The sequence below is a fragment of the Ornithinimicrobium jinqii genome (genome assembly GCF_045032595.1).
In the GTDB taxonomy this organism is placed as follows: Bacteria; Actinomycetota; Actinomycetes; order Actinomycetales; family Dermatophilaceae; genus Ornithinicoccus.
The window spans coordinates 1-18,531 of sequence record NZ_JBJFZS010000006.1; the positions used below are offsets into that span (position 1 = coordinate 1).

18 protein-coding genes are annotated in these 18,531 nt (G+C 71.1%); 7 read left to right on the forward strand and 11 right to left on the reverse strand.

The window, feature by feature from the left end; translation table 11 throughout:
• The 6 genes from mshC to ACI3ET_RS02320 form a co-directional block, all read right to left on the reverse strand.
• A partial coding sequence (gene mshC, locus ACI3ET_RS02295; protein WP_405031338.1) for a cysteine--1-D-myo-inosityl 2-amino-2-deoxy-alpha-D-glucopyranoside ligase occupies positions 1-1,250 on the reverse strand: 1,250 nt, incomplete at its 3' end.
• Positions 1,251-1,275: 25 nt separating this feature from the next.
• Positions 1,276-2,115, reverse strand: coding sequence for an SCO1664 family protein (locus ACI3ET_RS02300; protein ID WP_405031339.1), 840 nt, complete (start codon positions 2,113-2,115; stop codon positions 1,276-1,278).
• A 13-nt stretch (positions 2,116-2,128) separates the two neighbouring features.
• Positions 2,129-2,680, reverse strand: a complete 552-nt coding sequence (locus tag ACI3ET_RS02305) for a DUF3090 domain-containing protein (protein WP_405031340.1) — start codon at positions 2,678-2,680, stop codon at positions 2,129-2,131.
• 9 nt (positions 2,681-2,689) lie between these two features.
• Positions 2,690-3,430, reverse strand: a complete 741-nt coding sequence (locus ACI3ET_RS02310; RefSeq protein ID WP_405031341.1) for an MSMEG_4193 family putative phosphomutase — start codon at positions 3,428-3,430, stop codon at positions 2,690-2,692.
• Complete coding sequence (locus ACI3ET_RS02315) at positions 3,430-4,488, reverse strand: LLM class F420-dependent oxidoreductase (RefSeq protein ID WP_405031342.1); 1,059 nt, start codon at positions 4,486-4,488, stop codon at positions 3,430-3,432. Before ACI3ET_RS02315 ends, ACI3ET_RS02310 begins: the two co-directional genes overlap by 1 nt.
• Positions 4,489-4,491: 3 nt before the next feature.
• Positions 4,492-4,857: a hypothetical protein gene (locus ACI3ET_RS02320; RefSeq protein WP_405031343.1), complete on the reverse strand. Its 366-nt coding sequence runs from the start codon at positions 4,855-4,857 to the stop codon at positions 4,492-4,494.
• 69 nt (positions 4,858-4,926) lie between these two features.
• Here ACI3ET_RS02320 and ACI3ET_RS02325 point away from each other — a divergent pair, with 69 nt between their 5' ends.
• Positions 4,927-5,127, forward strand: coding sequence for a DUF5703 family protein (locus tag ACI3ET_RS02325; protein ID WP_405031344.1), 201 nt, complete (start codon positions 4,927-4,929; stop codon positions 5,125-5,127).
• 5 nt (positions 5,128-5,132) lie between these two features.
• Here the strand turns inward: ACI3ET_RS02325 and ACI3ET_RS02330 are convergent, their stop codons facing one another.
• Together ACI3ET_RS02330 and ACI3ET_RS02335 are read right to left on the reverse strand one after the other, a co-directional pair.
• Positions 5,133-6,476, reverse strand: coding sequence for a M20/M25/M40 family metallo-hydrolase (locus tag ACI3ET_RS02330; protein ID WP_405031345.1), 1,344 nt, complete (start codon positions 6,474-6,476; stop codon positions 5,133-5,135).
• A 76-nt stretch (positions 6,477-6,552) separates the two neighbouring features.
• Entirely contained in the window at positions 6,553-11,721 is a 5,169-nt protein-coding gene (locus ACI3ET_RS02335) for a peroxidase family protein (protein WP_405031346.1), read from the reverse strand.
• A 255-nt stretch (positions 11,722-11,976) separates the two neighbouring features.
• On the opposite strand from ACI3ET_RS02335, the gene ACI3ET_RS02340 reads away from it, so the two are divergent.
• From ACI3ET_RS02340 to ACI3ET_RS02360, 5 genes are all read left to right on the forward strand, one after another.
• Complete coding sequence (locus ACI3ET_RS02340) at positions 11,977-12,579, forward strand: pentapeptide repeat-containing protein (RefSeq protein ID WP_405031347.1); 603 nt, start codon at positions 11,977-11,979, stop codon at positions 12,577-12,579.
• Positions 12,572-13,252: a Crp/Fnr family transcriptional regulator gene (locus ACI3ET_RS02345; RefSeq protein ID WP_405031348.1), complete on the forward strand. Its 681-nt coding sequence runs from the start codon at positions 12,572-12,574 to the stop codon at positions 13,250-13,252. Before ACI3ET_RS02340 ends, ACI3ET_RS02345 begins: the two co-directional genes overlap by 8 nt.
• Before the next feature lie 164 nt (positions 13,253-13,416).
• Positions 13,417-13,986 carry a CueP family metal-binding protein gene (locus ACI3ET_RS02350; RefSeq protein ID WP_405031349.1) on the forward strand — a complete coding sequence of 190 codons (570 nt, stop codon included), beginning with the start codon at positions 13,417-13,419 and terminating at the stop codon, positions 13,984-13,986.
• A gap of 90 nt (positions 13,987-14,076) precedes the next feature.
• A complete protein-coding gene (locus ACI3ET_RS02355; protein ID WP_405031350.1) occupies positions 14,077-15,486 on the forward strand; it encodes an MATE family efflux transporter in 1,410 nt (469 codons plus the stop codon).
• Between the two features lie 40 nt (positions 15,487-15,526).
• Complete coding sequence (locus ACI3ET_RS02360) at positions 15,527-15,736, forward strand: DUF6767 domain-containing protein (protein WP_405031351.1); 210 nt, start codon at positions 15,527-15,529, stop codon at positions 15,734-15,736.
• A 45-nt stretch (positions 15,737-15,781) separates the two neighbouring features.
• Here ACI3ET_RS02360 and ACI3ET_RS02365 read toward each other — a convergent pair whose 3' ends face one another.
• From ACI3ET_RS02365 to ACI3ET_RS02375, 3 genes are all read right to left on the reverse strand, one after another.
• Entirely contained in the window at positions 15,782-16,009 is a 228-nt protein-coding gene (locus ACI3ET_RS02365; RefSeq protein ID WP_405031352.1) for a PLD nuclease N-terminal domain-containing protein, read from the reverse strand.
• Complete coding sequence (locus tag ACI3ET_RS02370) at positions 15,999-16,592, reverse strand: DUF2231 domain-containing protein (RefSeq protein ID WP_405031353.1); 594 nt, start codon at positions 16,590-16,592, stop codon at positions 15,999-16,001. Before ACI3ET_RS02370 ends, ACI3ET_RS02365 begins: the two co-directional genes overlap by 11 nt.
• 648 nt (positions 16,593-17,240) lie before the next feature.
• Entirely contained in the window at positions 17,241-17,729 is a 489-nt protein-coding gene (locus tag ACI3ET_RS02375; protein WP_405031354.1) for a class F sortase, read from the reverse strand.
• Between the two features lie 398 nt (positions 17,730-18,127).
• Here ACI3ET_RS02375 and ACI3ET_RS02380 point away from each other — a divergent pair.
• Positions 18,128-18,531: hypothetical protein (locus tag ACI3ET_RS02380; protein WP_405031355.1), on the forward strand; the 404-nt coding region annotated here is incomplete at its 3' end.

An 18,531-nucleotide genomic window follows, 5' to 3' on the forward strand; every position in this document is an offset into this window, starting at 1 on the left:
ACAGGGGCTGGGGCCGGGCCCCCCCCCAGGACCGCGGCTGCCCAGACGTCGACGTCCGCCATCGCACGGGGAGCATCGAGGTCACCGGCGAGGTGCTTGCGCACCCGGGTCACCGTCCCCACCTCGTCCTCCGACGGGACGTCGGCCCCGGCCCGCGACGCCACCGCACCCGCTGCGGCACGCCATACCCGCAGTCGCTCCTCCGCCCGGACCAGCAGCTCCCCGGTCCACTCCCACTCGGTGCGGTAGTGCTGCGCCAGCAGCGCCAGGCGGACGGCCATGGGGTCGACGCCGGCCTCGCGCAGCCGCGAGACGACGACGAGGTTGCCCCGCGACTTGCTCATCTTCTCGCCCTCGAAGCCCACCATCGCCTGGTGCACGTAGGCCTGCGCGAACCGGGCCCCGCCGTGCAGCGCCGCGCCCTCGACGGCGCTCATCTCGTGGTGCGGGAAGATCAGGTCGGTGCCCCCGCCCTGGACGTCGAAGTCCGGACCGAGGTAGTGCGCGGCGATCGTCGAGCACTCGATGTGCCACCCGGGCCGGCCCCGCCCCAGCGACCCGCCGGGCCAGTGCGGCTCGCCCTCGCGGCCCGCGCGCCACAGCAGCGGGTCGAGCGGGTCGCGCTTCCCGACGCGCTCGGGGTCCCCGCCCCGCTCGGCGAACACGTCCATCATCTGGGCCCGCGACCACCCGGACACCGCGCCGAACGTGGGCTGGGTCGCCAGGTCGAGATAGTGGTCCACGCGCGCGGCGCCCTCGACCGTCGACTCGTCCTCGGGCACCGGCACGGGGTATGCCGTGCCCTGCCCGATCAGCGACTCGACGGCCTCCACGTCGTCCGGGATCCCCTCGATCGCGCCGACGTAGTGGTCGGGGGCGAGGACGCGCAGCGACTCCATGTCGGTGTGGAAGAGCGCGATCTGGTCGGCCGCGAGCTCCTGCCAGTCCACCCCGTCGCGGGCCGCCCGCTCCAGGAGCGGCTCGTCGACGTCGGTGACGTTCTGGACGTAGCGCACCGCGAGCCCGGCGTCCCGCCACACCCGCTGCAGCAGATCGAAGGTGACGTAGGTCGCCGCGTGGCCCATGTGGGTGGCGTCGTAGGGGGTGATCCCGCAGACGTAGAGACGGGCCGTGCCGGCCTGCGGCCGGGTGCGCACCCGCGCGCCGGTGGACGTGTCGTGGACGGTCAGCGGTCCCCCGCGCGGCTCCAGGGGGACGGTCGGCACGGGCACGGAGGTCCAGGTCTTCACAACGAGCGAGCCTAACCGCCGATGCTCACCACAACGGCCACGGCAACGGGTAGCGTCCGGGCGCCGGCACCGGCATGACCGCGGTGCGTCGAAGGCCGCCGACCCGCCCGCGGAGAGCCTCCACCTCGGCGTCGTCGAGCAGCTCGAGCAGGGTCTCGCGCAGCGTCCCGTCGAGCGCCGTGCTCAACCTCACCAGCCGGGTCAGGTCCTCGTCCGGCACGGGACGGCCGGCCCACCCCCACAGCACGGTCCGCAGCTTGTCGTGCTCGTGCAGGCAGAGCCCGTGGTCGAAGCCGCGCAGGCGCTCGGCGGAGTCCAGGGTCAGGTGCGCCGCCTTGCGGTCGGCGTTGTTCAGCGCGACGTCGAGCACCGCCATCGACCGCAGCCGTGCGTCGTCGGCGTGGGCGACCACGACGGCCTGCCCGTCCTCGTCCTGCCCCTCGACGACCCCGAGCCAGCTCTCGTCCAGCTCCTCGGGGCGCAGCACCTCGACGAGGCCGCCGGAGGGGTCGGCCAGCCGCTCGGGCTCCTGCTCCACCCACCACTGCAGCGACCCGGGACCGATCGGTCCGTCGCGCAGCACGGTGGGCGGCACCAGGTCCCACCCGCCCTCGCGGGACACGAGGTATGCCGCGACCTCCCGGGCCGCGAGCGTCCCGTGCGGGAAGTCGGCGAGGGGGCGCTCTCCGCGCACCGGCTTGTAGACGGCCCGGTGCCCGGTCGCCGTGCCCGACCCGTCGTGGAGCTCGGCGAGGAGGGTCAGGTTGGAGGCCCGGGTCAGGACCCCGAGCGGCTCGATGGTGCTGTCCCGCAGGAGCGCGAGCGCCTCGTCGTCGCCGAGGTCCGGGTGCGCGGTGCCGGCCACCGGCTGCAGACCGTCAGCGGCGGTAGCCGTTGGCCCGCGGGCAGATGTGCCCGCCGGGGTCGAGCGGCTGACCGCAGAAGGGGCAGGACGGGCGACCACCGGCGAGCGAGGAGGTGCAGCGCATCGCGAAGGCCCGAGCCTTGGCCGGCGCCAGGACCACGCGCAGCGACTGCGCCGGCAGGCCGGTCCACGGGTAGTCGACCTCGGGGTCGAGGTCGACGATGTCCTCGGCGGTGGGACGGTCGTGGGCCTCGAGGACGACCTTGTCCACCGTCCCGTCCCAGGCCACCGACAGCCGCTGCACGCGGAAATCGTCGTCGAAGGGGCTGTCGAGGGGCGCGTTGTCGACGAACGGCGCGGCCGCCTCCTCCGAGCCCTCCTCGGGGGCAGCCTCGTCGAGGAGCTCCGCCAGGGACACGCCCAGCAGCCGGACCTGCTCCTTCTCCAGCGACACGGTCGTCCGGCGCGAGCCCTCGCTGGCCTGGAGGAAGAAGGTGCGCTGACCGGGGGGACCGACGGCCCCGGCGACGCAGCGCTCGGGCGGGTCGTAGACGAACGGCGACATGGCGCCAGCCTACGTGCGCGGGGCCGGCTGCCCCGCTCCCCCGCCGACGGCCGCGTCGCCGGTGCTCCCGACGGCCGCGAGGCGGGCGGTGAGGCCGGAGAGGTCGACCGGGTCGCTGCCCGTGTCGTTGGTGCGCAGCACGAACGACCGGGTGACGGTGCGCTGCACGATGCTCACCGACGCGGGGTCGACGACGATGCGCTGGAACTCGTCCAGCGGGGTGGCGAGGGCGTCGGCGAGCAGCGCCTTGATGACGTCGCCGTGGCTGACCGCCGCCCACACCGCGCCAGGCCCGTGCTCGGCCTCGACCCGCCCGTCCCACTCCTGGAGCGCCTGCACCGCCCGCGCCTGCATGGCGGTCATGCTCTCGTGCTCGTGGTCGTCGTGCGCCGGGAAGGTCACGGTGGAGGGTCGGTCCTGCACGTCCCTCCACAGCGGGTCCTCGGCGAGCTCCTTGAGCAGCCGGCCCGTCCAGGCGCCGTACCTGGCCTCGGCCAGCCGGTCCTCCGTCTCGACCTCGGGACGGGCACCCTGCGGTATGCCGTCGCGCAGCACCTCCGCGGTCTCCCGGCAGCGCTGGAGCGGGCTGGTCACGAGACGCACCAGCCGTGCGTCCGCGAGACGCCCCGCGACCCGGGCGGCCTGCTCCATACCCGTCTGGTCCAGGCCGAGACCGGGGGTCCACCCGGCGAGGATCCCGTCGGCGTTGGCGCTGGTGCGCCCGTGGCGCACCAGGAGGCAGATCGCCATCAGGGCGCGTCGGCGGGCCGGGTGCCCAACCGGCGGTGCGCCTCGACGGCCGTCTCCAGCGCCTCCATCCGGGCGTTCCCGTCGGCGCCCCAGGGGGCGACGGTGAGCGTGGTGATCCCGGCGTCGGCGTAGCGGCGCATCCGCTCGGTGACGCGGTCGACGTCGCCCAGCAGCGAGGTGTCGTCGACGAACTGGGGCGGGAGAGCGGCCGCGGCCTCGGCCCAGCGGCGCTCGAGATAGAGGTCCTGGACGCGGTCGGCCTCGGTCTCGTAGCCCATCCGGCAGGCCAGCTGGTGGTAGAAGTTCTGCTTGCGGCTGCCCATGCCGCCCAGGTAGAGGGCCGGGTAGGGGCTGACCGTCCGGGCGCACGCCTCGAGGTCGGGCCCGGTGGCCAGGGCGACGGTGGCGCTGGTGTCGAAGGAGGCCGGCGGCTGGGCGCGCCTGGCCAGGCCGGCCTCGATCTCGGTCCGCTGCTCGGCGAAGTAGTCCGGGGCGACGAAGACCCCCAGCCAGCCGTCGGCGATCTCGCCTGCCAGCTGGAGGTTCTTGGGACCCACGGCGGCCAGGTAGACGGGGATCTGGCGACGGTGCACCTGGGTCAGGCGCAGCGCCTTGCCGGGACCGTCGGGCAGCGGGAGGGTGAAGTGCTCACCCTGGTAGGCGACCGGCCTGTGCTCCAGCGCCAGGCGGACGATGTCGACGTACTCGCGGGTGCGTCCCAGCGGCTTGGCGAACGGGACGCCGTGCCAGCCCTCGGACACCTGCGGCCCGCTGACGCCCAGGCCCAGGCGGAATCGGCCGCCCGAGAGGCTGTCCAGACCCGAGGCGGCCATCGCGGTGGCGGCCGGCGTGCGGGCCGGGATCTGCATGACCCCCGCTCCCAGCCCGATGCGCTCGGTCTGCGCCCCGATCCAGGCCAGCACGCTGACCACGTCGGGGCCGTAGGCCTCCGCGGCCCACACCACGTCGACGCCCAGCTCGTCGGCGCGCCGGGCGAGGGCGAGGTTCTCCTCGTCGCGACCCTGCCCGAAGAACCCGCAGCTCAGCCCCAGCCGCATCGCTCAGCCGCGGGGACGGTCGTCGACGTCGAACTCCTCGTCGTCCAGCCCCAGGTAGGGGCCGTCGTCGCTGTCGTCGTCACTGTCGTCGTCACTGTCGTCCTCGTCCGACTCGTCGTCCGAATCGTCGTCGTCGTCGAAGTCGTCGTCGTCCTCGTCCACGAGGTCCTCGTCGTAGACCTCGAGCGGGGTGACCTCGCCGTAGGCATCCATGAGGGCGTCGTCGTACTCGCTGAACGCCTCGGCCACGCGCTCGTAGGCCTCCACGACGCGCGGGTCGTCGTCCCCGTGCCGCACCGACGCCATCTCCATGTGCCTCTCGAGGGCGGCGACGAAGTTGTTCAGGGCAGCGCGCGGATCAGCGGTCATGACCTGACCGTAGCGTGAAAGCGACCCTCCCGTCACCGCAGTTCCACGCGGCTCGCCGGTGCGCGTCCTATGCTGTCGATCACCATGGTCGAGTACGAGTTCCGGGAGCTGACCTTCCACCGCGACAACAGCCGTTCAGCTGTCCGTCAGGCCCTCACCGAGCAGGCCGAGTACGGGCACTGGGAGCTGGTGCGGGTCCGGGTCTTCTGGGGAGGGATCCGCAAGGTGGTCCTGCGCCGCAAGATCATCCGCGTCCAGCGCACCGCCTGACCGCGTCAGCAGTCGCCGACCAGCTGCTGCATCACCCGGGTGCCGAAACGCAGGGAGTCGACCGGCACGCGCTCGTCGACGCCGTGGAACATGCCGGTGAAGTCGAGGTCCTCCGGCAGCATCAGGGGTGCGAAGCCGTAGCCGGTGATGCCCAGCCGGGAGAGGTGCTTGTTGTCGGTTCCGCCCGAGAGGCAGTAGGGCAGCACGTGCGCGCCGGGGTCCTCCTTGAGGAGCGCGCGCGTCATCGACTCGACCAGCTCACCGCTGGTCGGTGCCTCGAGCGCGACGTCCTTGTGCACGATCTCGACCTCCACGTGCTCGCCGGCCAGCTCGGCGATCGTGTCGAGAAGCTCCTGCTCGTGCCCGGGGAGGAAGCGGCAGTCGAGCGAGGCGGTCGCCGACTGGGGGATGACGTTGTGCTTGTAGCCGGCCTGCAGCATCGAGAAGTTGGCGGTGTCGCGCAGGGTTCCCTCGACGAAGCGGCGCGCCCCGCCCAACCGCCCGAGGAGGTCCTCCACCCCCTCCTCGCTCCACGGCACACCCGTGATGCGGGCCATCCCGTCGAAGAGCTCGCGGACCGAGGCGATGTAGGTCCGGGGCCAGGGGTGCGCGTCGATCCGGGCGATGGCCTCGGCGAGACGGACGACGGCGTTCTCAGGGTTGGGCACCGAGCCGTGCCCGGCGCGGCCGTGCGCGTGCAGCCGCAGCCAGGCGATGCCCTTCTCGGCGGTCTGCAGGAGGTAGGCGCGCGTGGGTGCCCCGGTCGCGGCGTCGGGCAGGGTGACGGAGAAGCCGCCCACCTCGCTGATCGCCTCCGTGCAGCCCTGGAACCAGTCGGCGTGGTGCTCCACGACGTGCCCGGCCCCCTTGAGGCCACCGGCCTCCTCGTCGGCGAAGAACGCCCAGACGATGTCCCGCGGCGGCTTCTGCCCGGACCGGGCGAGCTCGCGCAGGGTGGCCAGCAGCATCGCGTCCATGTCCTTCATGTCCACGGCGCCGCGCCCCCAGATCATGCCGTCCTTCTCCTCGGCCGCGAACGGGTCGACCGACCAGTCCTCGGCCTGCGCGGGCACCACGTCCAGGTGGCCGTGCAGGACCACGCCGGGCCGCGAGCCGTCCGTGCCCTCGGTGCGCACCACGACGCTGGCCCGCCCGGGGTCGGACTCGGTCAGCTGCGGATCCAGCCCGACCTCCTGCAGCAGTCCCATGACGTAGTCCGCTGCCGCCCGCTCCCCCGGGCCGGTGCCGTCGCCGTAGTTGCTGGTGTCGATGCGGATCAGCTCGCGGCAGATGCGCACCGCCTCGTCCTCGGCGGTCGTGGTCATCGGGGTGGAGCCGGTGTCGGTCATGATCTCCACACTAGGGGGCGACCCCGGCACGACGAAGGGCCCGCCCTCCGGAGGAGGACGGGCCCTTCGTCAGACCTCAGCCGCCCGGCAACACCTCCGAGGCGCTGCCCTGCAGCACACCCTCGCCGTCGACATAGGTCGCCACCACCCGCAGGTCGCCCTGCGTGCCCTCAGGCACCGGGATCGTCTGCGCCGGTCCGGCAGACTCGAGCTCTGCTCCGGTGACCGGGACCCAGCTCCCGTCCCCGTTGAGCTCCTGCAGGGTGAACTGCACCTCGCCCGCCACCGTGCCGGCCAGCTCGAGGTCGGCCACGATCTCGCCGCCCGAAGCGGTGGCGTTGAGCGCAGCCGGAGCCACGCAGGCGTCGCCCGTGGCGAGCACCACGCAACCGTCGACGAACTCCACCTGCTCGATCGCGTGGAGGATGTCCTCGCCCTCGACCGAGGTCAGACGGTAGTAGCCGTCACCCTCGTCCACGATCTCGACGTCGGCCCGGTTCAGCAGGTACTCCGCCGTGTCGACGTCGTCTCCGGCGTTCGGGTCGACCGCGATCTCGCGCACGATCTCGAAGTCACCCGGGTTCATCGTGCCGGCGAAGATCGCCGCCCGCACCTGTGCCGCCGAGTCGTAACGCACCTGTGACGGCACGTGGAGCAGCTGCACCCGGAGGTAGGCGTCACCGTCGATGAAGTCGTCACCCGTCCGACCCTCGATGAGGTCGCTGCCGGAACCACCCATCAGCAGGTTGCCGTCGACCGGACCGCCAGCAGCGTTCGAGGTCATGAACCGTGCCGCGAAGTCGCGGTCGGGGGAAGGCTGCAGCAGGGTGCGCAGTCCGTCCACCAGGTCCAGGCCCTCCTCGGTCAGCCAGTTGACCTCCGTACCGGTGAAGGCGTCCGGGACGAACCCGAGGCCGCGGAGCACGTCGTTGCCGCTGCCGCCGGAGAGCGACTCCGTCTGCAGGTAACGGTCACGGATCGCGGTGACGTCCGGGGGCTGCAGGTTGAAGTTCATGTCCGCATCGATCCCGGCACTGGTGCCGTAGAACGTGACGTGGTCGAAGCCGAACATGCCGTGGAAGCGATCTGTGCCTCCGGGGCCGCCGACCAGGATGTCGTCACCTCCCTCGGCGTCCATGTCGTCCGACCCAGCCCCGCCGATGAGCACGTCGTCGCCGCCGTCCACATCGTTCTGGAACTGCTGGGAGTTGTCGCCGATCAACAGGTCGGAGGCCGCGAGACCCTCGAGCCAGTCGTCACCCTCGTTGCCGAACGGGGTCTCGCGACCCGGCCCGCCGATGAAGATGTCGTTGCCGGTCCCCAGGAACGCCGTGGCGCCGTCGGAGTTGTCGAGCGGCTTGCTGACGAAGTCGTTGCCGGCACCTGCGAGCAGGAGGTCGACGCCGGGCCCACCGTCGATCGCGTCGTTCCCGTCACCGCCCTTGATGTTGTCGTCACCGAAGCTGTCGGTGAGGATGTCGTCACCGGGGCCACCGAGGATGGAGTCGTTGCCGGACCCGCCCTCGATCCGGTCGTTGCCGCCGTAGCCGAACAGCGAGTCGTCACCCTGGCCGCCCTGCATGCGGTCGGCCAGCGTCCGGTTGCCGTGGATCTCGATGTGCTCGTCACCGTTCCAGCGCCAGGTGCCGTCAGGGGCCTGGGAGAACTGAGCCGGCAACGGAACCGGCAGGTTCTCCAGGTCGATGGACGGCTCGGCCAGCGAGAAGATGGCTGCTGGCAGCAGTGATGCGTCCGTGTTGCGCTGGATCAACGAGGAGAACGAGTTCGCCTCCAGTGCCGCGAAGAGCTGGTTGCCCTGGTTGCGGAACAGGTAGTAGAACCGGTCGCCGAACTGCAGGTTCTCCAGCTGGGTCTCGAAGACGTAGTTGAAGGTCGTTCCGAGCATGCCGCCGAACGGGTCGAGAGCCTCAGCGAGTCCGCCGACCCAGAAGTCGACCTCCTCGAGACCGGTGACCGTCTGGCCACCGACGTTCTGCCATGCACCGGTGGACTGCAGGAAGGCGATCCTGTCCGCCGGTGCCACCGGAGCGGGGAACAACGCCTCGACAGCCTGCTCGATGCCGGCTGTCACGGCGACCTCTCCGCCCAGGATGACCACGCGCGCCGGGTTCAGCCGCAGGATCTCCGCGGCCGTGGCGGCCGGAAGTGCGGTCGAGGTGCCCGGGACGAGCAGGAGGGGCGAGCCGGTCGGCGCGGCCGACAGCGCGTCCGGGAAGTTGAGCCCGGTCGCGAGGTAGATCGTCCCGCCGATGTTGTCGGCGAACGCGTCCTGGCTGATCGCCACCGAGGTGGCGTAACGGTCGTCTCCCGAGATGCGCTCCACCGTGCCGAAGGAACCCAGCGCTGTGGCCGTCGCCTCGTTGACCGCGACCGGGCCACCGAGCACCTTGATGTCGGTGACCCCGAGCCTGGTGAGCTCGTTCGCGGTGGCGGCGGGCAGGCCGTCGTTCACCAGCAGGAGGGGAGCTCCGTTGAAGGCGGCAGCGGCGCCGCCGGACAGTGCGTCCGGGAAGTTCAACCCGGAGGCGACGTAGGCCGTGGTCGCACCGGTCGGGAAACCACGCTGGCTCACCTGAGCCGCGGTCTCGTACCGGTCAAACCCGGACACCCGGGTGACCGTGTCGGTCGTGGTGTAGGTGGCCAGTGAGTTCGCGACCTGGTCGGTCACGACGTTGGGACCACCAAGAACGACGATCTCCGCGGGCTGCAGACGTGCCAGCTCCAGTGCGGTGTCGGAGGGGATGGTGTTGGTCCCGACGAGCAGCAACGGCCCACCCTCGACCTTGGCCGCAGGACCGCCGGCCAGCGCATCGGGGAAGTTCTCGCCGTTGGCGACGAACACGACCGGAGCAGCGCCGGCGAAGGTTGAACGGCTCAGGGCCGCGGCCGTCGCGTAGCGGTTGGCTCCGGCGATGCGCTCCACCAGATCGGTGGTGGCGGTCCCCAGGACGAGGGCCTCCGCTGCGGCGCGCTTGCCGATGAGGGTCGTCTCGGCGACGACGGACGGGTGCGAACCGTAGGCAGCGATGAAGTTGATCAACGACGCCTGGCTGTCACCACGGCCGAAGTTGTCACCGTTGCGCAGCGCGAAGCCGAAGTCCTGCCAGCTCGAGTACGGCTCGAGGTTGGGGTTGCCCGACTCCTGGAAGAAGACGCGACGCGCCTCCTGCAGCGGGGGCACTCCGGCGTCACGGCCACGCATGATGTTGATCGACGCCAGGTCGAGCGGCAGCCCCAGCAGGCTGTTGCGGAGCGTGCTGGTGACCAGCTCGTCGGTCTGGTTGGCGGCCTGGTTGGTCGTGCCGTTCACCAGCGCACCGGCCGCCTCGTCGGAGGTCAGCAGGTCCGCCGCGGCGCAGTCGTTGGCCGCAGTCGGCTGAACGCGGCAGTGGAACGCAACCGGGTTGAGGAATCCGTCGAGCAGCGATGTGGACGTCGTCCCGAAGCCCTCACGAGCGAGGTCCTGGTTGAGCATCGAGTGCCCGAACCGGTAGACCACGTGGGCGAACTCGGCCTTGATCGACGCGTCGATCGTCGAGTCGTAGCTGTTCTCGTTGAACGTGATGACGTCGATCGCCGGCTGGATGGTGCGGGCGAACTCCTCGAAGACGAGGTGCTGGTACTGCATCTCGTTGGCGAACCGGGCCGCCTGGAAGACACGTTCGTTGTAGGACCAGTCGTCGTCCTCGGTCTGTGCCTGGTACGCCGCCAGCAGGACCTCGTTGCCGGGCTCGTTGAGCACCGCGTTGACGTGGTCGACGAGCCGGTTGTGCTCGGCGTGGAAGACGTGGTGCACGGCGGTCAGGCCGATGTTCTCGTTGCCGCGGCCGTCACCGGTGATGAAGTGCTCACCGAGGAGGACGTTGTCGTAGCCGGCCAGCTCGTTCGGGACGGCGCCGTGGGCGATGTCGTCGAGGAACGACTGGTTGAGCCGCTCCGCGTCGACCGTGGAGATCGGCGCCGCCGCGCTGCCTTCGACGATCCCGGACTCGGTGACGAGCTGCGGGAACCCGTTGCCGCCGGGCACGAAGTTGCCGTAGAGGTCAACGACGACATTGGGCACCGACAGCACGTCGGCGTCGCGAAGCGTGATGCCAAGGACGGAGGATGCCTGGGCCTTGACGTCGTTCCAGGTGGCCAGCCCGCCTCCCTGGCCGTTGAGCAGCCGGCCGGTGGCCTGAGGCACACCGCCGACGAGCTCGTACTCGCGCAGGAAGACCTGGTGCGCGGGGTGGGAGGTGTAGGTCTGGTTCTGGTCCACGAACGGGGTGGTGCGGTTCTCGTGCTCGCGCACGTCGTCGCCTGTGCCGAGCACGCCGTCTGGGCCGGGCTGGTTCGTGGCGCGGTCGATCGCCATGAAGCGCTGGCCGGGCGGCGTGGAGGCATACAGGGGGTCGTCCGGGTTCAGCGGGACGATGATCCGGCCGCTGCCGCCCTTGTTGACCAGGTCAAGCCCGTGGTCGAAGAACTGCCCGAACAGCACGAACCAGAGGTTGACCGGGGCCGACAGGCCCTCGTCGGGCATGACGTTCGGGATGAACACCTCGCCGGTCACCGGGTCGGTCGTGGAGCCCGCGTTGTTGGCAGCGGCGTCCACGGCCGCCGGGTTGGCCGTCGACGAGTCGACGATGAGGTTGCTGATGGTGCGCGGGTCGGAGTCGTAGACCGTCCCGTCGACCTGCTCGTAGCAGGAGCTGCCGGCCTCGCACATGGACCGGTCGCCGTCGGGCAAGGGCGACCCCGGCGAGGTCGGGTCTCCGTCTCGCCACTGGATGGGGAGCAGTCGTGGCATCAACCGGTTGGAGGACCCGAACTCGGTCTGCCCGTTGACGAGGTTGTTGAACGACCCGTCCACGGTCCGCAGACCGTGCGGGAGCATAGGGTCGCGGACGCACTTGCCGCTCGTGTCGCTCGTGGTCGCACAGACCAGCGAGTAGGACGTGTTGTTGGTGTTGATGGCGTGGGCGTGGGCCTCGGAGATCTCGATCTGGTCAAGGATGAAGTCCAGGTCGCTGGCGATCAGCCGGAAGGTCGGCACGGTCTCGGTCACGGCTGCCGAGGGGGCGACCAGGGAGGTGACCGCCAGCGGCGCCACCACCAGGGTGGAGGCGCTCATGAACCCCACGACCGTTCGCCACCTGGGTCTGAGCAGGTAGGCCAGCAGCGCGACCCCTCCTGCGGTCACGAGCACGGCAGTAATACCCAGCAAGAGTTCTGATCCCACGATGCTTCCCCTCGATCAAGTGCAGCGATGGTGCAGTGATAGCCCTGCGAGCCCGATCATGGCCCCGATGTGATGTTGGCCACAAGACCCCCGTCACCGAAAACCCGCTCCAGACCCAATCGTTACCATTTCTTTACCTTTGCCAGGAACTCTGCATGGTCGGCGCCAGGCGGCCTCGTCGGCTCGTCGGCTCGTCACCGGTGCAGCGCCCCACGCAGCAGGGTGGCCCGACGCACCCGGGGGCAGAATGGGGGCGTGACCGAGGTGATCGAGGGCGAGCGTTTCGTCGACGAGGACTGGTACGCCGAGGTGCTGTCCGACCGCACCTACCGCGCGTGCACCTTCACCGCCCTGGACCTGACCGAGGCCGAGCTGACCGGCTGCCGCTTCGAGGACTGCTCCTTCGACCGGGTGCGCCTCAACGCCAGCACCCACCACCAGAGCGCGTTCACCGCGTGCACCTTCCACCACACCTCGTTCTTCGACGCGACGCTCGACGGGTGCAAGCTGGACGGCAGCACCTTCTCCCACTGCACCTTGCTGCCGCTGCGAGTCCTGGGCGGGTCGTGGTGGGGCGTCTCGATGGTGGGCGCGAAGCTCGCCGGGCTGGACCTGCGGAGCCTGCGGCTGCGCGAGGCGGACCTCACGGACGCCGACCTGAGCAGGGCCGACCTGCGCGGCGCCGACCTCGGAGGCGCGACCCTGCGGGCGACGCGACTGGAGGGGGCCGACCTGCGCGGCGCTGTCCTTGTCGGGACCGACCTGGGCGGGGTCCGGGTGCGGGGCGCACGGGTCGACCTGCCGGGAGCCCTGGCTCTCGCGGAGAGCCTGGGGGCACGGGTGGACACCGGTGGCTGAGGAGCTCTGCGTCCAGCGGGTGCCGCTCTTCCGAGGTCTGAGCCACGAGGAGCAGCTGCAGGTGGGTGCCGTGGCGCGACCGACCCGGGTGGGGCAGGAGGAGCAGGTGTATGCCGCGGGCGCCGACGTCTCCCAGCTCATGGTCGTGCATACCGGCAGGATCAAGATCTCGCGGATCAGCCCGGACGGTCACGAGCAGATCGTGCGGGTGGTCGGGCCTGGTGACTTCGTCGGCGAGACGGCCTTCCTGACCGGTGGGCGGCCGGACCACTTCGCCACGGCGCTGGAGCCCGGGAGCATGTGCGTCTTCCGCCACCGCGAGCTCTCGGCCCTCATCGGCGAGCACCCGAGCATCGGGCTGCGGATGCTGGAGGGGGTCAGCCGCCGGCTCGAGGAGACCGAGGCCCGACTGGCTTCGGTCATCTCCGGCGACGTGACCTCCCGGCTCGCCGGCTACCTGCTGTCGCTGCCGGGTCGCCGGGTCGGTCCGGACCTCGTCGTCGAGCTGCCGCTGGCCAAGAAGGACGTCGCCTCGCTGCTGGACACCACGCCGGAGTCGTTGAGCCGTCAGCTGCGACGGCTCGCTGACTCGGGCGTGCTCGACGTCCGCGGCGGCCGGCGCATCGCCGTCACGGACGTGGCCGCGCTCGTCGCGCTGTCCTCGGACCCCTGAGCCGCCAGCGGGACAGCACCCTTGTCCCCGATCCGGATCAGGCGCGCGGGTTGACGGTCGTGCTGGCACCTTGAGTCCACGGCCTTCTCCTCCGAGACTCCTTGACCCGGGCCAAGTCGCCTCGCTGGGCGACGCACCTCCCTGCAGTTTGTACTATTCAGAGCATGCGCTTCCGCTCAGTCTCCCCCGTGCCCCTCGCCCTCGCTCTCACCCTCGCGCTGGCTGCCTGTTCGGGCGGCGAGCAGGACGACCCGCTGCTTGCGGAGCTCGGTCTCGACGGCAGCTCGGGCCAGCAGATCGTCGAGCAGCTCGAGGCGTCCACCGACCATCGTCCGCTGAGCATCGGTGCCTCGGTGCGCGAGGACCACCTCGTCGTCACCGACGGGACCGACGAGACGACCGTCCCGCTGCCGCAGGACGAGTTCTACGTCTCGATCGCCCCGTACATGGACCAGACCCACGACTGCTTCTACCACTCCCTCGGCACCTGCCAGGGCGAGCTGGTCGGCGAGGAGGTAGCGGTGACGATCACCGGTGCGGACGGCACGGTCCTGGTCGACGAGACCGTCACCACCCACACCAACGGCTTCACCGGGTTCTGGCTGCCTCGTGACGTCGAGGGCGGCACCATCGAGGTCGTCCACGGGCAGCACGAGGGCCGCGTGCCGTTCAGCACGACCGAGGGCAGCCCCACCTGCATCACCACTCTGCAGCTGGAGCCCGTCGGGGCCTGAGGCTTCCCCGCGTAGACTGGGCCTCCTCCCCCGGGGTTCCTCACGACGGCGTGCCTCCCCGGCACCGCCCGTCCCACCCCCGAGGATCCCGTGAGCACCACTGTCGACCCCGACGTCATCACCGCGCCCGGTGACGCCCCCGAGCCGCTCGTCGAGGAGACCGACCGCGAGCTGAGGACTCGCATCTTCGGCCTCGCCTGGCCGATGGTGGGCGAGACGACGCTCCACATGTCGATGGAGCTCGTCAACGTCGCGCTGGTCGCGGCCCTGGGTACCGCAGCGCTCGCGGGTGCCGGCGCCGCGCTCCAGGTCATGCAGGTCATGGTCGCCGCGCTCACCGCACTCTCGGTCGGCGCCTCCATCCTCGTCTCCCACGCCATCGGGTCCGGCGACCGGGCCCGCGCCGGTCGGCTCGCCCGGCAGGCGCTGTCCTGGAGCATCGTGCTGTCGGTGCCGATGGGGGTCGCCGGCTGGTTCGGCGCCCCGCTGCTCGTGGACGGCTTCGGGCTGACTGCCGAGGCCACCGCGACGGGCACGGCCTACCTGCAGGTGGCCATGGGGACCGTCGTCGTCCTCGTCGTGCTCCTCCTCTCCACGGGCGTGCTGCGCGGCGCCGGCGACTCGCGCACGCCGATGGTCGTGACGCTGGCCGCGAACGTCGTCAACGTGGTGCTCGCCTGGACGCTCATCCACGGCCACCTCGGCCTGCCCGAGATGGGGGTGGTCGGTGCGGCCTGGGCCACCTTCACCTCGCGGCTGCTTGCCGTCGTGCTCGTGCTCGCGGTGCTGTGGCGCGGGCGGGCGGTCGTCTCGATCCGTGCGCGGAGCGGGTGGCGACCGCGGTGGGGGGTCGGGCGCGAGATACTCGGGCTGGGCACGCCGGCGGCCGGGGAGCAGCTGCTCATCTCCGGTGCCTGGCTGGCGTTCACCGTGCTCGTGGCCCACATCGGCACCACCGAGATGGCGGTCCAGCGCGTCGCGATGACGGTGCTCTCGATCGTCTTCCTGCCGGCGATCGGCGTTCAGCTGGCCACCACGGCCCTGGTCGGGCAGGCCGTCGGCGCGGGTCGCCCCGACGTCGCCGACCGAGTCATCCGGATCACCACGCGGTGGTCGCTCCTGCTCGTGCTCGTGATCGCCGGCGCCCTCTTCGTCGGGGCGCGTCCCGTCATGGGCGTCTTCTCCGACGACCCCGACGTCGTGACGATGGGGGTGGCGACCCTGCAGGTGATGCTGCTGACCCAGCCGTTCTGGGCCGTGACGATGCAGCAGACCGGTGCGCTGCGCGGCATGCGGGACACCGTCTCCCCCCTGGTTGTCGAGGCGGTCGTCAACTGGACGGCCGTCGCCCTCGCCGCCTATCTCATCCAGGTCGTCGGCGTCGGGCTCGCCCAGGCATGGGTGGCCTACGTGGTGGTCGGCCCCCCGCTGGTGGCGCTGACGGTATGGCGTCGCCGCCGACGCGTCGCGCACCTCACCGCCCGGCTGCTCCCGGCCTGAGGCGAGGAATCTCGGCTCGTCGCCCGGCGTTCTCCGTCTCGTGGCTGCCTCGCGTCGTCCGGTCCCTCAGTGCCCGATCCGCCCCGGCGACCCGTGCAGCCTGTGCGTGCCCGGGGCGACCGGTCCCCACGACTGCGGCCTGGTCTACCTCGTGCAGGACGACCCTGAGATGGCCGCCGAGCTGGCGCGCCGCCGCTCCGAGGTGCGCCGGACGGGGCGCGGGGCGCCGGACCGACACCGGTCCGGGTAGGACGACCTCCTCGCCCGACCGCGGCGGTGCGCCTGGCGCTGATGCTCAGCTGCGCCGACGACCCCGGAGGAAGTAGACCACCGGCCCGACAAAGTTTACGGCGATGACCGCGGCCCAGACGGACTTGCGTCCGTTGACCTGCTCGGACGGCCGTGTCGCCAGGTCCGCCCACGCGGTGGCGGCCAGCGCCAGCTGGACCGAGGCGAGGGTGAGAAGCGCAGCCTTCTGCCGGGGTGAGAAGTCCTGCCACCGACGCTGCCGATCAGTTGGCACGGCGAAGCTCCGCGTGGGTGCCCGAGGGGAGGTCGTCGTAGGCGTCGTGACGGCTGCCGACCTTGCGTGCTGCGGCCAGGTGTCCACCCAGGTAGGCACCGACGCCGGAGACGGTCGCCCCCGCCAGGGCCAGCGCGGCACCGGCGCCGTGCCGACCTCTTCTGCGTGAGACCCACGATGCCGCATAGGCGCTGATCGCGACCGCGTTGGCCGTCGCGTGCACGACGCCCACCCGCTTCTCGCGCGTCCCGGCCTCCGACCACTCCGCCCACCCCGTCCACGCGGTAGGGCCGGCAGCGAGGAGTCCAGCACCGACGAGTTTCTGCGCAGCAGCCGAGGAGCCGGGACCTCCGAAGATGTCCAGCAGGCTGGCACTGGTCCACGTGCCCATGACGACGTCGGTCAGCAGCGGGTGGACCGCGTGACCCAGCCAGTCCCCGCGTAGCAGGGAGGCGCGCGCGCCGGTGCCGAAGGTGGACCGGATCGGCGCCTCGAGCGAGTGGACAGCCTCGTCGAGGGCCGTGGCTTCCTCGAGCCTCAAGGTCCAGCGGACGATGGCGGGTGGTCGTGATGTCGAGCTCATCTGCTTCTCCTCACCGGGGGTGCGTCTTGCCATCCTCGCGCCGTCCGCCCGGCGTCGCACCCGGAAACCAACCCGGCCACTGCGCGGCTCAGCGTCAACCGCTGCGAGGCAGCCGGCGCACGTCGGTGGTGCAGAGGGAGCGGGAGCCTGCGGGAGCACCTCGGCCTGCTGCCCAGCTGCCGCGTCCGGGTCGGTCCGGACAGGAACGCGTCGAGAGGTGGGTGTGGTGGCTCGCCGGCGAATGGATGGGAAGGCCGGGGGGCGGCGAGGAGACTGCCCGAGACTGCGACCGCGACGGTTCGCACCTGTCCGCCCTGGAGGGAGAGGTGCCGGCACTGTCGCGCTGCTCGCAAGGTGCTGATGGGCCGAGAAGCGCGTCGGCACCGACGATCACCTCACGCGAGTGCTGTATGCCCAGTGCTACCAGACACACGGCGAGCATGGCCAGACCCACCACGTGCACGAACGATTCCGCGCCCATTACTCTCCTATTGTGCTGACTACACCAGTCCGTGGATTTGCCCGTGCACAGATATCACGGTCGATGTCCGACTTCCTTCCTATGTCGAGTTCCTGGGTCACGGACGAATAAGAGCGTCCATGATTTCCGAGGGCCAAGGATGCGCTATTGACGGCTCGCAAGAAGGGTCACGTACCTGAGACGATCTGTGCGTAGACCACGGTGTTGTCGCGGTAGTGCCCGGTCCCCGGGTCCCACGTACCGGCGCAGGTGATCAGACGCAGTTCTGGTCCCGTCGTGTCCCCGTACACGGCCGCGGAGGGGAATGAGTTCTTCGGGTACTGCTCTACCCGGTACACCTCGAAGACGGCCTGTGATCCGTCGTCCCGAGTGACGGTGACTCGGTGCCCAGCGCGCAGTTCGGCCAACCGGTAGAACACCGAGGGCGCTCCCGCGATCCCGTTGACGTGACCCAGCAGGACGGCCGGGCCGACCTCGCCTGGCCGCGGGGACCCGGTGAACCAACCCGCCTCGTCGTATCGAGATCCGGGAGCAGGGACCTCGAGGCTGCCGTCGTCGTTGAGACCAAGGGGTTGGAGGACCGACTCCACCCCGATGTCGTGGACCGTGACCGTGGCGGGACGGCCGGTCTCTGTGTTTCCCGCCGCGGGGGTCAAAGACGTGTCCGTGCCTTCGGTGGCAGCGGGTGACACTTCGAGTGGAACCTCCCGCAGCGCTGGAGCCAGGACCTGCTGCGCTGCGTCGGGCTCGCCCTCCTTCGGCTCGAGCTCGCCCGAGGCGCGAGGGGCGGGCCCCGGTATCGGCGCAGGTGTAACCGATGACGGCGCCGGTGTGGCCGATGACGGCGCCGGAGTGGACGAGTCCGTCGTGGCGGCGACACCGAACGAGGCCTGGACGGCTGTCGACCCGGGCGATGGCAGGGCGGCCTGCGTACGGGTTGGGCCCTGCGCGAACGCGACGGTGGTGAGCCCGACGCCCAGCAGGACCCAGCAGGCCACAGCCGCCGGGTGGCGACTGTGGCCCGCTGGGCGGTGCCGTCCGGTCACATCAACCGGTGACGTGCGCTAGTGCTAGTGCTCGTGGGGCGAGTCATCACCAGTCCGCCGAGGCCGAGAGCGATGGCAAGAAGGCCGGTCGTCAGCAGCATGGCGTCCATTCCGCCGCCAGGCTCACCACCGGTCTGAACACCACCCGCGGGCCAGGTCTTGATCTGACCATCGTCCGTCTCGGTCGGTCCCTCGGTGGGCTGCGGCTCGGTGGGCTGCGGCTCGGTGGGCTGCGGCTCGGTGGGCTGCGGCTCGGTGGGCTGCGGCTCGGTGGGCTGCGGCTCGGTCGGCTGCGGCTCGGTCGGCTGCGGCTCGGTCGGCTGCGGCTCGGTCGGCTGCGGCTCGGTCGGCTGCGGCTCGGTCGGCTGCGGCTCGGTCGGCTGCGGCTCGGTCGGCTGCGGCTCGGTCGGGA

Coding starts and splice junctions, on each gene's coding strand:
- ACI3ET_RS02305 (WP_405031340.1), bottom strand. CDS start 2,680: ATGTCGCCGTTCGTCTACGACCCGCCCGAGCGCTGCGTCGCCGGGGCC.
- ACI3ET_RS02310 (WP_405031341.1), bottom strand. CDS start 3,430: ATGGCGATCTGCCTCCTGGTGCGCCACGGGCGCACCAGCGCCAACGCC.
- ACI3ET_RS02315 (WP_405031342.1), bottom strand. CDS start 4,488: ATGCGGCTGGGGCTGAGCTGCGGGTTCTTCGGGCAGGGTCGCGACGAG.
- ACI3ET_RS02320 (WP_405031343.1), bottom strand. CDS start 4,857: ATGACCGCTGATCCGCGCGCTGCCCTGAACAACTTCGTCGCCGCCCTC.
- ACI3ET_RS02325 (WP_405031344.1), top strand. CDS start 4,927: ATGCTGTCGATCACCATGGTCGAGTACGAGTTCCGGGAGCTGACCTTC.
- ACI3ET_RS02330 (WP_405031345.1), bottom strand. CDS start 6,476: ATGACCGACACCGGCTCCACCCCGATGACCACGACCGCCGAGGACGAG.
- ACI3ET_RS02350 (WP_405031349.1), top strand. CDS start 13,417: ATGCGCTTCCGCTCAGTCTCCCCCGTGCCCCTCGCCCTCGCTCTCACC.
- ACI3ET_RS02370 (WP_405031353.1), bottom strand. CDS start 16,592: ATGAGCTCGACATCACGACCACCCGCCATCGTCCGCTGGACCTTGAGG.